8 protein-coding genes and 4 pseudogenes are annotated in these 14632 nt (G+C 54.8%); 5 read left to right on the top strand and 7 right to left on the bottom strand.

Annotated features, from left to right (window positions below; genetic code table 11):
* Positions 1-120 precede the first annotated feature (120 nt).
* Positions 121-1230, bottom strand: a complete 1110-nt coding sequence (locus ACR0LZ_RS05530; protein ID WP_480748770.1) for a helix-turn-helix transcriptional regulator — start codon at positions 1228-1230, stop codon at positions 121-123.
* A 240-nt stretch (positions 1231-1470) separates the two neighbouring features.
* On the opposite strand from ACR0LZ_RS05530, the gene ACR0LZ_RS05535 reads away from it, so the two are divergent.
* Positions 1471-7362, top strand: coding sequence for an FG-GAP-like repeat-containing protein (locus tag ACR0LZ_RS05535; protein ID WP_480748771.1), 5892 nt, complete (start codon positions 1471-1473; stop codon positions 7360-7362).
* Positions 7363-7529: 167 nt separating this feature from the next.
* Here ACR0LZ_RS05535 and ACR0LZ_RS05540 read toward each other — a convergent pair whose 3' ends face one another.
* Entirely contained in the window at positions 7530-7934 is a 405-nt protein-coding gene (locus ACR0LZ_RS05540) for a hypothetical protein (RefSeq protein WP_480748772.1), read from the bottom strand.
* A 497-nt stretch (positions 7935-8431) separates the two neighbouring features.
* A pseudogene (locus tag ACR0LZ_RS05545) lies at positions 8432-8620 on the bottom strand (IS6 family transposase); the annotation flags it as partial.
* A gap of 92 nt (positions 8621-8712) precedes the next feature.
* Here ACR0LZ_RS05545 and ACR0LZ_RS05550 point away from each other — a divergent pair.
* The 4 genes and pseudogenes from ACR0LZ_RS05550 to ACR0LZ_RS05565 all read left to right on the top strand — a co-directional run.
* Positions 8713-8829: pseudogene (locus ACR0LZ_RS05550) on the top strand (IS5/IS1182 family transposase); the annotation flags it as partial.
* A 203-nt stretch (positions 8830-9032) separates the two neighbouring features.
* Positions 9033-9269 carry a hypothetical protein gene (locus ACR0LZ_RS05555; protein WP_480748773.1) on the top strand — a complete coding sequence of 79 codons (237 nt, stop codon included), beginning with the start codon at positions 9033-9035 and terminating at the stop codon, positions 9267-9269.
* Positions 9266-10756 carry a sulfotransferase gene (locus tag ACR0LZ_RS05560; protein ID WP_480748774.1) on the top strand — a complete coding sequence of 497 codons (1491 nt, stop codon included), beginning with the start codon at positions 9266-9268 and terminating at the stop codon, positions 10754-10756. Before ACR0LZ_RS05555 ends, ACR0LZ_RS05560 begins: the two co-directional genes overlap by 4 nt.
* Positions 10757-10843: 87 nt before the next feature.
* Positions 10844-12151, top strand: a complete 1308-nt coding sequence (locus tag ACR0LZ_RS05565) for an arylsulfotransferase family protein (RefSeq protein WP_480748775.1) — start codon at positions 10844-10846, stop codon at positions 12149-12151.
* A 97-nt stretch (positions 12152-12248) separates the two neighbouring features.
* On the opposite strand, the pseudogene ACR0LZ_RS05570 reads toward ACR0LZ_RS05565, so the two are convergent.
* The 4 genes and pseudogenes from ACR0LZ_RS05570 to ACR0LZ_RS05585 all read right to left on the bottom strand — a co-directional run.
* Positions 12249-12341: pseudogene (locus tag ACR0LZ_RS05570) on the bottom strand (IS6 family transposase); the annotation flags it as partial.
* Between the two features lie 66 nt (positions 12342-12407).
* On the bottom strand, positions 12408-13538 hold the full coding sequence (locus tag ACR0LZ_RS05575; protein WP_480748776.1) for an ArsR/SmtB family transcription factor: 1131 nt from the start codon (positions 13536-13538) through the stop codon (positions 12408-12410).
* Positions 13539-13714: 176 nt separating this feature from the next.
* Positions 13715-14476: pseudogene (locus ACR0LZ_RS05580) on the bottom strand (adenosine kinase).
* Between the two features lie 11 nt (positions 14477-14487).
* Positions 14488-14632 (bottom strand): adenosylhomocysteinase (locus tag ACR0LZ_RS05585; protein ID WP_480748788.1); only part of this gene is annotated, 145 nt, incomplete at its 5' end.

Below are 14632 nucleotides of genomic sequence, written 5' to 3' on the forward strand. Positions count from 1 at the left end.
GGTTACGTTCCCGATCTCGGCTAAAAGCCATATTTTCGGCTGCTTGAGTGCCTCAGTACGAAACAGCCGCCGATTTCACTCATCTGCTCCAAATAGTGCCATTGCTCCACTCCCTTGGTCTCAATTGAAGTGGTACTTCGCCAGAAGCCGCATTAACTCGACCTGACGCTTCACGCCCATCTTCGACATTATCGATTTGATCTGGGTGCGAACCGTATGAATGGATAAAGATTGCTCGTCGGCTATCCGTGCCAAAGTCTCGCCGCCGGCAAAATGCCAGGCAATCTTGGTTTCTGCGGCCGTCAGGTTGAATGCTTGCCCAAGCGCCTTTTTCGACAACCGGCCAGGTTCAAATGGATCGGATATCAGAATAAGCGCTTTGGTTTTCGCGCGATCCAAAAACGGGTCGGAAGCGGGCAATGCCGTCACCGTTATGAAATAGGCGGGCAACCCGCTTGGACGGACCACAGTCATCCTGCCTCCATTGCTGGATAGGCCGCTCCCAGATTGGCGCGTAGCAGCATATAAAAGCCGGTCAAACGCTTTCTGGTCTGCGGTCGAGGCAAAAACCATGGATTCCTGCCAAACGCCGAGACCATCATTCTGACGCAGCAAATCTCGCGCCAGCTTGTTTAGCGCTGTAACATTGCCTCGCTCTCCAACCACAACCGCAGCCTTGTTCGCGTTTTCAAGGGTTTCGACGAACCGGTCCATATGGAGACCAGAATCTGTGAGTTCGTAACCGGTTTGAGCGGTCAGCCGAAGTTCGGCAGCAACTGTTTCAAGCCGCCGTACGTCATGCACCGAGACGGGGCCTTGAGACTTGTCCTTGAGAAACCAGAGGTGAGCATCTGCATCCGGTTGAAGTAACAGGCGCAAACCCAGCCGATAGGTTGCGTTGTACCGGGTGGCCCAATCATAAAACGCGCTCCTTTGGATCTCTTCCGGTGAAATGAAATCCTGATCCTTGATAACGCCCCAGTCCGGGTTTTTTGCCGCATAAATCACCGGCTCGCACACATCGACCACCTCGGCAAACTCATCCACGGCCTCCCGTGCGTTAAGTGGCAAGTTTCGATGCATTTCTTCGGTTTGCGGGTTGATGGATATGAGGTGCAGATCAGAACATCCCATATACATTTCCAGAGCGTGCATAACCTCTGGCCAAGTGCCTGGGTCCAAAGCCGCCCTGGGCAGGATGCTCCTGAGATGATCCAACTGTCCCGTCATTTCGCCCCCCAAATTTGACGATGCAATGGCTTGGCTTACCGGGTGAGGTCATGGAGCAAAATTGCCCTACGCCTCTTTCGCCAGAAAGGCATTGGTAAGCCGCTAAATTCAATCAATTATTCCAAAATCATACCCCATTTGAGGTATGACAGCAAATTTCCCAAGGCGGATAATTGAGCAGGCTCAAAAGCCTGCCCTGATCTTTCGGGCAGGACAAGGAATTTTAACTTGGGGGTTATTATGGCACGTTCAATCACGTTTGTAGTCGATGATGTCGTAGATACTGAAATCACTGTCACTGAACTGGAGGACGGATCGCTTCAGTTCGACATTCAGGTTCTGGGCACAGGGAGTATTGGAGATCTTCGCGCCCTGTTTTTTGATCTTCAAGGGTTCGATGCAGACACCAATGGTCTGAACATTTCTTCCACCGATGAGTTTTCCGGCCACGTGACCGACCAGGCTTACGGCGAAGGCGCCATCGAACGCCTTAGTCGGGACGCAAGTGTCAAAGGAAAGGTCGTCAAGGAACTTGGAAAATTTGATGTCGGTGTCGAATTTGGAACACCTAATTACCTTAACGACGATATACAGCAGACCAGTTTCGTTTTATCTTATGAGTTCGGTGACCTTTCGCTAGACATGTTGAACCTTGCAGACTTCGGTCTTCGCTACACATCTGTTGGCGAGCCTGGAAGCGATGACCGAACCGGCCAGGAAAAGAGCGGTGCGGTATCGAGTGGGGTCGCACAAAACGATGTAGTTCCGGATCTTTTGGAGAACCAGGCCAACAGCAGCCTGAATGTGCTCGCCAATGACATCGATCTATCAGGTGCCGTAATCAAGAACTTTATTTACAAGGGCGTTACATATTCGGCTGGAGCAAGTGCTTCTGTAGTTGTCTCGGGGGTTACTCTTGGCACCTTGTCCGTTGCATCAGATGGCACGGTGACCCTCGATGCCGATGGGCCGGGCGCGGATAGTCTGAGCGCCGGCGAAGAGATCTCACTCGCATTCACCTACACTGCCGAGTCTCCTGACGGGTCGCTCGCTACCGCTGATGTTGCAGCAAAGATCGTCGGACAGAATGATGCACCAACCCTCGCATCGCAATATGAAACAACGGACGAAGATGTTTCCAATGTCTTCATTGATCTCTCCACCTTGGGAGGCGATATCGATGGCGATGACGATGGTACAACGTTGAGCTATTCCGTCAGCGGTCAACCTGCCGAAGGAATTGCCACTGTTTTGGGGACAACACTGGCCTTTGACCGCAGCGGCGGTTTCCAGGACCTGGCTCAGGGGGAGGTGCGCGACGTCCAGATCGAAGTAACCGCGACCGACTCTCATGGGGCAACTACGTCGAATATTGTGACTATTTCCGTAGTCGGAACCAACGATGATCCAAGCGTAATTTCACAAAGTACAGAGGCGCAAGAGGACGGGCCGGTCGCGACAATCGACCTGACCCTTAGCGGAATCGATATTGACAGCGATGATGATGGGACGAGTCTCTTTTACGAACTGGCGGGACCCCACTATGTTCGAAACGCCATAGGAGTTCCGGCCGAAGGATCGGTATCAATCTCCGAATCTACCTTGATTTTTGATCCATCTGGAGGGTTCCAGGGCTTGGCCGATGGTCAAGAAGTTACAATTGTCATTCCGATCCTCGCGACCGACAAGCATGGTGCCACCGGTCGAAACAACATGTATGTCACAGTCGTCGGCACCAACGATGCACCTGAATTTCGTTCCTTTACGGACGGCCCAGGTGATTTGGACATCGTTTGGGGGCGCCTGTCGAATTTGGGCAATCCCGTCAGTCTAAACGATGGGAGCGCGTTTTTTTCCGATGGGCAGGATCTGGCTCTCCAGTCTCGATGGAATGACGTGTCCCTGGGGGATCTTGATGGCGATGGTGACCTCGATATCTTCGGAACGCGAGGGGCCAGTACGAACGATGTTCTGCTGAATGACGGAACCGGAAACTTTACGTCCAACGGTCAGATCAACTTGGCAGTCAGTCACAACATGGCAAATGCTTTGGGTGATCTGGACGGAGATGGCGATCTCGATGCCTACATCGTTCGCCAAATCGGAGTTAGAGACGCCATTCTATTCAATGATGGCACGGGCATCTTTACAGTTAGCGAACAATCTGTCGGCACAGGGACTTATCGCGACGTTGCCTTGGGTGACATTGACGGAGACGGGGATCTGGACGCTGTACGTGCCTCTTATACAGGTGGCACGACCATTGCCTTAAATGATGGTGCTGGCCAATTCACCGACACGGCCCAAGTTCACGGCGCGGATCGGGCATCAGGTGCGATTGCTTTGGCAGATGTCGATGGCGATGGTGATCTCGATCAGATCGTGGCCCATTATTTTGACTACAATGGCGCTCCAGCGGGCAATCGTGTGTACCTGAACGACGGCACCGGCGGCTTCACTGATACTGGTCAGTCACTGGGCGATGGTCGAAGCCAGGACATTGCCGTGGGTGACATTGACGGAGACGGGGATCTGGACGCGGTCTTTGCCAATGACGACGGGGCCAACCGCGTCTATCTGAATGACGGCGCCGGCAACTTTTCCGATTCTGGTCAGGCAATCGGGACGGAAACAAGCCTTGCCATTGAACTGGCCGATCTCGACGGCGACGGTGACCTCGACCTTGCGGTTGGCAATTTTGATCCCGATGCGGTCAACCTTGTCGGGCATGCCGAAAACCGCATCTATCTTAACGATGGATCCGGCACGTTCACCGATAGCGGCCAGACGATTGCCACGGTTTATACATACGCGATTGCCATCGGGGATATCGACGGCGACAGCGGCCCTGCGCTTTCGGCCATGGAAGACGGGCCATCGGTCGATCTGGACCTGTCGCCCTTTGGTGACGATCCCGACAGCGATGACGACGGCTCCACACTGGTCTACGGCGTCGTCGAGCAGCCCGTGGAGGGCTCGGTATCGATCAACGGTTCCGTCCTCACATTCGACCCCGGAGATGGATTCCACGACTTGGGGGCTGGCGAGACGCGCGATGTCACCGTTCTCCTCTCCGCAACCGACCGGCACGGCGCAACGGCCACGACGTCGCTTTCGGTAACCGTCACCGGCACCAATTCCGCGCCGCAATTCGTGACCGGTTCCACGCCCGGAACCCACGCGCTGACACCCGCGCCCGGTTGGGAGGCGGGGCCGTTGCTGGTTGGCGAAAACGTCGATTCCGGTCAGTTCTCCGAAAACCTGTTGGCGGTTCTGAACAATGGGAACATTGTGGTCAGCACGTTTGATCAGATCTATTCCGAACCGCAGAGCCGGGAACACTATCTGATCGTGTTGTCACCGTCCGGGACGGAAATCGCGAGAGTTCCGTTTGTTGAAGATACTAACCAAGGCGCTGGGGGCTTGTCGCCGGACAGGGCGCCGACTGATGTTATTGCATTGCCCGATGGTGGCTTTGCGACGCTTTGGCATGCATCCGATTCTTCGGCCGAAGCGGTTCATCACGGAATGATCCGAATGCAATTCTTCGACGAGAACGGATCGGCAATGGGTCCGGAGCAAATTCTGGTGGGCGACTATGCCTGGTCAGAGCATCCTACGACATTCTCCGGTTTGATCCATTCGGACGTCGCCGGCTTGGATGATGGAAGTATCGCGGTGGCAGTGAGTGTGCGTCAGGTTGTCGACGGACCGTTTATCACCAGTTACGATAGCTATCTGTTTATCGCCCAACCGGATGGAACCACCCCGAACCGGATCGACCTGGAAGTCGGCGAACCTTCTTCCAGTACACAGACGAAAGTAACCGCCGTAGAGGGCGGCAAGTTCCTTGTCGTCTGGTCGGAAACGACGATTGACTGGACGACCACCGGATACGCGCAGATCTTCAACAGCGATGGTACGGAGGCCAGCCCACGCCAGACACTGGCCGAGAACCAGATCGGGTTTTACGACGTCGTTCAACTGGCCGATGGCGGCTTTGTCATCGTGCGGGGCGGAGGAATTGAAGGTATCTCCATCGAACTTCTGGACGAAAACGCTGCGTCCCTTGGGCCGATCACGCCGGTGGCTCCAAACGATCCAATATATGTCCGTGCCGATCCCGCGGTCACCGCGCTGGATAATGGCGGGTTCGCGGTGGCGTGGACGCAGACCATAAACAATGTTCGGCAAACATATGTTCAGTGCTTTGATGCGGACGGCGCCACCGTCGGCGATCTCTTCGAAACCGAGATGCTGAATCCAATTGGCAATGACTATGATGCCGAGATTGACATTTCCGCCAGCGGGGTTCTCACCGTTCTCTGGAAAGAAGCAGGAACCGAGCCGCTCACTTCGTCTTCCTCGAATTTCATAATCCAGAGCTTTGTCCTGCCCGGTGCAACCGGCGGCGATCTCACCGGTTCGGTGCAGGAACTTGCCGAAGGCGATCCGAATGAAGGAAGCGCACAACTGACAACCGGTTCGGTGATCGCGTTCCAGGACGGGGATCTGTCGGATAGCCACACCGTATCGGTCAGCCCGCTCGGGTCCGGCTATCTGGGAGAGTTGACGGCGGTAGTTTCCGACCCGGTGCTTGGCGATGGGACGGGCGCCGTAACCTGGAGTTTCGCTGTCGATGATGCCGAAATAGATGGGCTCGCTGACGGAGAAACCCTGACGCAATCATACCAGCTCACCATAGATGACGGGCTGGGCGGCACCGACACCAGGACAGTCCAGGTGTCGATGATCGGATCGAACGATGCCGCGACGATCACCCCGACCCAGGTAGTCAATTTGGTCGAAGATGGTGAACCGCAGTTTGGAACCGGAACCATCATCGTCAACGATCCGGATTCAGATGAAAGCCGCATTCAGGCTGCGTTCACCGCGTCAATTGCACTTGCCGATTTCACTATCGATGCCGGCGGCAACTGGCGGATGGATCTGAACAATTCAGCGGCCCAGATACTGGCTGAGGGCGAGGTCGAGCAATCGGTTGGGTTTGCCATCAACTCATTTGACGGTAGCGTTAGCACAAGCGTTCTGTACCACATAACCGGGACAAACGATGCCCCGACCCTGGCGGCTGGTTTTATTGATGCGGCAGAAGACGGACCTGTTGTTAATCTAGACCTGTCCACTCTGGGGGATGACATCGACCGGGATGATGACGGCTCAAGCCTGATCTACTCAATTTCCGGGCAACCCTCGGAAGGCTCGGCCGCTATCTCCGGAACAACTTTGACCTTCGATCCGGGAGGCGACTTCCAGGACCTGGCGGCGGGCGAAACCCGTGACGTCGTCATCGAGGTATCGGCGACCGACCGTCACGGCGCCACAGCGACCAGCACCGTGACCACGACCATCACGGGATCGGATGATGTAGAACCTGTGCTTATCAATGGCACCGCCGAAAACGACGCGATCAACAGTCAGGGCGTTGTTGAGTTTCTGACTGGCTTTGCCGGCCATGATGTCTTCATTTTTGATGAAGTCCAGCAATCGACCATCACGGACTTTAATCAGGACGGAAATGATGTAGCCATACTGAAAGGTGTGGCCGCGACAAGTACGATGGCGGATATTCAGGCCGCCGCGTCGCAGGTCAACGGGGATGTTGTGATTGATTTGGCCACATTGGGCGGTTCAGGACAACTGACCCTGCAAGGTACGCAGTTGGCCGATCTGGATTTCGCGAATGAAGGCGTCGATTTTGTTTTTGATCTGGACTCGGGTGCACCGGGAGTGCTGGAATGGATTGATCCCCTCATTGACGGTGGCGATGTGCTGGATTTTGGGTTCGTTTTCGTCGGTTCGAACGTAAACGTCCCTCTCGAAGTTACCAATAACGGAAACACCGACGTAATTTTGTTAGCAGAAGAACAACTTGCCGAACCGTTTGGCTTCGGTGACGTGAACGGTGGTGAACTGTTGGATTTCGAGGGTGGGTTCCCTGGCCATGTTGGGGATTGTGGATTTGTCATCGAAGCAGGTGAAACCTGTCATATCAGCCTTGGCTTTGTTCCCACGACCCACGGCGATTTTTCGGGAGATTTTGAACTCCTTTACTTCAACGGAACGACATTCAATTCCCTTGAACTGGATCTTTTTGGCGGCGGCAATTAAACCGCCTTTATCCAATCCATCGAAGGGGTGACACTGGCTAGACCTCTGCAATAAGGGTCCGGCCGCTCCGGTCGGCGCTGGAATGGAGGTGCTGGCCGGGTTTTTTGCGCTTTCGCCAACGCATGAATATCGCAAATTTCAGGCTCCCAAGCGCCTGAGGAATGGCTTCACGAGAACCTAGCAGGTGCACCCGTAGATTTTCCAAAGTCTTTGGTTTTTGGAATGCCACGTGAACATCTTGGCGTCTCCTGCGGCCTGACGTCGATCAGGGTTTTACCCGGATAGCAGGCTACACCAAACCACAGGTCGCTGAAGGTCTTGTCCACACTTTGGCGGCGCATCTCAAAGAACAGAAACTGGATATCCGCTTCGAACTGGTCATCGAACCTTCGGCCGGCGCGGGTGCTTTTCTCGATCCCCTGCATAAGTTTGGACGACCGGTCACCGCCTTGGACATTGCTCCCGCGGGTCCGGAAATCAAATCGGCTGATTTCTTTGACTATTCCAACAGCACCCCGGCGCTCTATGTTGGTAATCCGCCGTTTGGAAACGCCGCCCATCTGGCTGTGCATTTCTTCAATCATGCCGCAAAGAACGCGGCAGAGGTGATCGCCTTCATCGTCCCCAGGACGTTCAGGAAAGCAAGTATCCAGGACCGGTTGGACCCCTGGTTTCACCTGTCACTGGACGTGGACGTGGTGGAGAATGCGTTTCTAGTCGACAAACAGGACCGTAATGTCCCCTGCGTGTTCCAGGTTTGGCGCAAATCGGGATTGGAACGGCCATTGGCCACCGTAAACTCTTCTCAGTGGATTGAGTTCACGGAACCGAAGCATGGTGACTACGCCATACGGCGCATTGGTCGCGATGCCGGGCAATTGCTGGAGGGACTCAATCACAATCCATCAACCACCCTGTTTTTCAAAGCACATCACGAGAAGGTGGCTGCCATTTTGCAGAACAACCCGAACCTCAAACGATTTGGGGACAACACGGCAGGCATCAGGTCGGTCTGCAAAAGCGACATTTTCACCGTCGTTGAAGCCGAAATGGCTCGCTCGCTGGAAGACTGCGCACGAGCTGCGACGATCGGCGAGTATTTCACAACCCACCTATTCAATGTGGCGTGGTCAACTCGCACACCGCGTTCAGCCATGATTTCTTCCAAGTCACGATAGGACACCGTGTACCGCAGATAGAAGTAAACAGCGTACAAAACTGCATCCTTGGGGAAATGACAGCCCTTTGTCGAGATCATGCTCAAATAACCTGTTCGAAAATTATTCGACCAGTACAAACCTCAGATCACCCATGCGCGTCAACTAGACCTCAGAGTTTGCGACACATCCCAACAAGCTCAAGAACGCTCGGCGTGTTGCAACCCGCTACGACAAGACCGCAGAGAGCTTCCTGGGATTCATCGACATAACGTCCATCCGACTTTGGCTTCGCCATTTGTCAACATGACCTAAGGAGGCAGAGTAACATCAAATTTGAGTTTGGGATGTTAGACCACGTTAATAGATCTCAATTATTCTTTTGGGACCTTGCTTGTACTAACTGCGGCCGAGCGACTAAGATCGTCCTGACATTGGGCGGTGGGATAGACAAATTTCGCTGCGTCAACAAAGGTTCTCCGCAGACAGAATATTGAAATTGAGGAGCTAAAATTGCGACATCTTTCCAAAGTCGTCTTCTTCGGATGCTGTCTCGCTATACCAAATAGTGCGTTGGCCTACATTGGACCCGGTGCAGGATTGGGCGCAATTGCCGTCATGGTTGCACTGCTTCTGGGCGCCTTGCTGCTGATCGTCGGACTGGTGTGGTATCCGCTGAAACGACTGCTGAAAGGCAAGAGCGATCGCACAGCAAATGGTAACGGGTCCGGCTCAGGTGGAGCTGAATGATCCTTCTGATTGCGACCTCGCTTTTGACCGTTACATGTTTTGCGTTGGTTCTATGGAAAAGCAGGATACTGCACGTCGCCCGCGAAACCCTCTCTATCACTGTGAAGGGTGTCGGAGCGATGATGGACAGCGACCTTGGCGATGAGACCAAGGAAGCTGCCGTAAAAGAGGCCGGTCTTGGACTGGTTCTGGCCTCATTTCGTATTCTCTGGCGCTTTGCCGCAGCGCTTTTCGCCGCCGCTGTGCCGATCTTTTTGGCCAACATTGCGGGCCTTGTCCCTGGCGAAGCAGTGCTGTCGTTCATGTTGCGACTGGATTTTTTTCTGATCGTTTCCGTCCTCGTGATCGCAGTTTCCAAAATACTGTGCCGTCGGCGCGGCGGTGACGCGGAAAGAACCTCCGGAGCAAACCGCTACTCTGCCGCGGATCGTTTTTTTCATGCCGTGGCATTTTCCAGCCCGGCCGTTCTGAAAGCTGTCTCGTGGATAGAGGACCCCTTTTTCGTGAAAAGCGTGCAGCTGACGACCGCGCCTCCCATCTTCATCACGTCGCTTGCCCGTGGCGGCACAACCGCCCTGCTAAATGCAATCAGCGATATGCCCGGCGTTGCGACGCACACATACCGCGATATGCCCTTCGTAACTGCACCGCTGCTTTGGAGCCGATTGGCGGGCGGCAAGAAACGCAGTGTCTCGCGGCATCAGCGCGCGCATGGGGATGGACTGGAGATTGATCTCAACAGCCCAGAAGCCTTGGAGGAAGTCCTGTGGAAAATGTTCTGGCCCAAGAAATATCGCAACCAGACTATTCCCCTCTGGGAAGCGGATGAGTGGAATATCTCGGCCAACGAGTTCATCGGCAGAAATTTCGCCAAGACCGTGGCCGCACGCCTGTCCCAAGACAAGCTGAAACCATCGGACCGTCTGCGCTATTGTTCCAAGAACAATGCAAATATCGCGCGTATTCCCTACTTGCTTCGCGCTTTTCCTGGGTGCCGGATCGTGGTGCCAGTGCGGCGTCCGGAATGCCATGCTGCGTCACTTTTGCGACAGCATCAGAACTTTTTGAAGCAACAGTCAAAGGATGAATTTGTCAAACGCTACATGCGCGACATTGGTCATTTCGAATTCGGCTTGATTCACAAGCGGTTTGAATTTCCCGGATTTCGAACCGATGTCAGCGATCCGGGAACAGCCGATTACTGGCTGTCGTATTGGCTGAGCGCTTTCCGATATATCCTAACCCACCGCGAACAGTGCATATTCGTCTTTCAGGACAACCTGAGGGCAAAGCCGCAGGAAACGATGGTTTCTCTGTGCAACCAGCTTGGACTGGAACACGACGCGATGGAGTTTGGCCCATATTTCCGCGCCGGCGCGGATCAAACATCGCTGAACCTTTATGATCCGCTGCTCATGGAGGAAGCGGCGGAGGTTTACAAAGAACTTGAACTAGCGGGATCGCAAGGTTTTGTCGCCATTCAATAAACCTCGTAGCGCAATTGGAGCCTCTGAATGAGCCCCCACCGAGAAGCCCGTACAGTCGGTCGAGGGCTGTTAAAGTGAGTAGAACCCATGGATAATGAAAAAATTGCGCGTCGCGTTTCGCTTGCATCGTTATTGATCGTGATCTTTGTGGGAAGCTTTCTATATGGCGGTTATTCTGCAGTGAAACGTTTGCCTCCTTGGCAACTGATAAAAACGGCAAAAGATCAGGTTTCTGAACTGATCTGGCCCAGCGATGCGATCCTTGAAACTACAACGCTACGATACGATGATCCGGTCGCGTCGGCGCAACCGTCCAGACTTGACGGCAGGCTTCTATTGGTGGCCGGCGACGTAACACGACGACGGACCGTCGTTCGGATCATGGATCGTTCAGGCCGCCCAATCGCAGAATATCCCACCCTATTTGAGAATATTTGGCCGCAGGGCGAGGGCAATTTTGCTAACGGCAGGCCCGCGAAAGACATGTATATTCACGGGTTGGCGATGCTGCCCGATGCAAGCATCGTTGCCAATCTGGCTCACGCCAGCACTTTCCGGATGGATATTTGCGGCAATGTGATGTGGAGGCTCGAAAACTTGGGGCACCATTCCGTTCATCTGAATGACGATGGTACGTTGTGGGTTGGTGCCGAAGATTATTTTGCCAACGAACCAGTTCCATACCAGTTTCACCGTGCACCGTTCCGTTCTTGGGTGCTTCAGAAGATCAATGCCGAAGGGGAAACGATTGTTCGGATTCCGTTGGTCGATCTACTGCAGAAGAACGGTCTGGAAGGTCTGATCCATCAAACTTCGTTAAATGCAGGACGCGTGGATGTCTTTGGCGACACGTTGCACCTGAACGATATTGAAAGTTTTCCAAGTGATCTCGAGCCTGGTTTTTTCGGACCGGGCGACGTGGTGATCTCGCTCCGCCACGGCGGGGGTGTGATCGTGTTCAACGAAGCTTCCCAGAAAGTCAAGTTCCTTTCTCTGGGGCGGTTTTTTGGGCAGCACGATCCTGATTTCGTAAGCGGTGATTCGATCCATGTGTTCAATAATCGAAGCCGCAACGCAGAGGGAATGCAGGTGTCGAGGATACTTAAACTGAAGGCACCAGATGGCAAGATCGAAAAGGTTTTTGAACCCAACGAGGCGCACGACTTCTTTACGTCCATCATGGGCAAACACCAAGTTCTAGAAAATGGCGACTCACTGGTGGTTGAGGCTCTTGGCGGGCGTCTGATGCAGTACGATCCTGACGGTGAGCTCGTCTGGCGATGGAGCAATCGCACGAGTCCCACTAGCAACAATGCGGTTTATGAAGGTATTCTCCTGCCTCAAAACATGGACGAAGCGTTCTTTGTTAACACACAAAGGAAATGCGCTGACTGAATGGTCAATTGAAGAGCGTTCCGGGAAAAACCGCATATTGTATCCGGAAAGTGCGGCTCACCTGACAGGCTGAGAATATGTAGATATGTACGTACCCGAGCGAAAGCGGAAACCGCGCGTAGAGCATCTCCGCCACGCGGATGATCTCGGGCCGCGACTTGAAGTACCTGGAAATGGCACGTTTTGCCATGCCGGCAGGGTAGGGCGCCGGCCAGCCGGCCTCAGGTTGAGTGCGTCTGACAGGAACAGTTCGCCTCTACGCTTCGCTCAAGGCGGTTTGCGGGAAACTACCCCTTTGACAGGCCAATCTTGCAACCCAAAGTTTAACTTCCGGGTTCTCGCCGGAGATCGCGGCTGTTTCGACCCTGGTGAACCCGACGGCAGACAGCCACTCCTTCATGACGTCGTCTGAGAAACCAGGCCAGATATGCCCATGAATGCGTGTCAGATCCAGCCTTTCATGCGGAGAGAAATCAACGATGACGAGATGCCCACCTTCCTTCAGGACCCTGCCGCATTCTTCTAGAACCAGCCTTGGGCTTTCCGCATAATGGAGGGCCAAATGCATCGAGATTGCGTCGAATGCATAGTCATCGAACGGCAGATCATGCATGTTTGCGTGGCGGACGTGACAGTGCCGGAGCCGATTGCTATGAACATTGGCCCGAGCTGCAAACAGCATTTCGCGAGAGACATCGATGCCAACGCAGTTTTCGATCAGGTCCCCGATCGTGCACATTACATGCCCGGTTCCTGTTCCGATATCGAGCACGCTTTGTGCTCCAATCTTCTTGAACGTTTTCCGTAAAACCGAGTCGACTTGTTTTTCATCGATGATTTTGCGCCGAAGAATATCCCACTCGCTGTAGTTTCGCCGAAAGAACTCTTCGGCACGCGCGCGCCATGCCTGAGTTATGTGCTCAAGCGCCTCCATATCTCGCAGATGAGTGCGGTCTCTTGGATCTATCAACCTAACGGCATCTTGAACCAGCTTTGCCAAGTGTCCCGTTGTAACTGTCCGAAACCATGCAAACTGGCCTTCTTGCTGGCGCTCAAGAACGCCGGCAGTGTGCATGATTTTCAGATGCCTGGAAATTCTCGGCTGGCTTTGCCCAAGGATTTCGACGAGGTCGCCAACCGAGAGTTCGCTTTGAGCGCAAAGAAACAAGATTCGCAGTCTCGTGTGTTCCGAAATCGCACGAAGCGCTCCAAGAACCTCGTCAAAAGGGACACGGGGGTTCATCATCGCGCATACTTTTGTTTGATTGCTGCCCGATGTCAATCCAGTCCAACTTGTGATAACCGCCCGAACGGCGACGACCATCGTTAGGAGATCCAAGGGCCAACTATCCGTCTGCCGCTGCTCTGAGCCATTCGCCTCATGCATGACGCGAAGCCAGAAGTCATCAGTGCCTCACAAACCGTGCAGCACCGCGAGAAGGCTCATGGCTATCGGTGCTATAGGTTGTACGGTCCGGTCTGCCTTGCATGGTAAGAGGTGCCGAAGGCCAGCCGACCAAAGGCCGATTTTCCTCCCTTGCGAACAGGGAAGGGTGACAATGTTCAGGCTGCGGGAAGCGAAAGCGCCCGGGCGGCTGGTCCGTTGCGGGCCCCGAAATGCGAGAGCACGCTGGCCGCGAGCTTCGCCCCCTGCCGGCCGGCCTGGGGCACGTCGCTGCCCTTCGCCAACGCCCCGAGAAAGCCTGCGGCGTATGCATCGCCCGCTCCGGTCGTGTCCACGACCCGCGGCACCGGCGCCGCCGGGATGCGATGGGCGCCCGTTGCATCTGCAACGATGGAGCCGGAGTCGTGGAGCGTGACCGCCGACACCGGGATGTTGCCGTTCGCCCATTCCACGGCGCTGTCGGGGTGGTCGGTTCCCGCCAACTACCCGATCTCCGAGCAGTTCCCGACAAGGATATCCACGTACCGGCCTATGAAATCGCGCATGACGGCCTCATTGCGCACGACACAGCCCGCATCAGAGGGTGTAAGCGCCACGCGCGCGCCCGCAGCCTTGGCTTTCTGTGCCGCATACTCGATAACCGCGGCACCTTGCGGGGCGTCCCACAGGTAGCCCTCAACGAACAAGATATCGAAGCTCTGGGGAATGGTGCCGGTCACGTCCGCGGGCGACAGCGTCGATGCGGCCCCGAGATAGGTGCTCATCGTCCTCTCACCGTCTGGCGTGACGAGGACGACGCAGCGCCCGGTACCGGCCGAGCCTGCAGCGGCCTTCTTCACCGGGGCGGCGATACCTAGGGCCTTCATCTCCCGCTGAAAGCTGTGGCCGAGGCCCACGATATGGGGCGTTTTTGCGTTCATCTGCCTCACCCCTAATACCTGTACTGCTCCGGTTTGAACGGGCCTTCCGGCTTGACCCCGATATAGTCCGCCTGATCGGCGCGCAGTTGGGTCAGCTTGACACCAATCCGATCCAGATGCAGACGCGCAACCTTCTCATCCAAGTGCTTGGGCAGA

It is taken from the genome of Ruegeria sp. CI1, assembly GCF_056536925.1.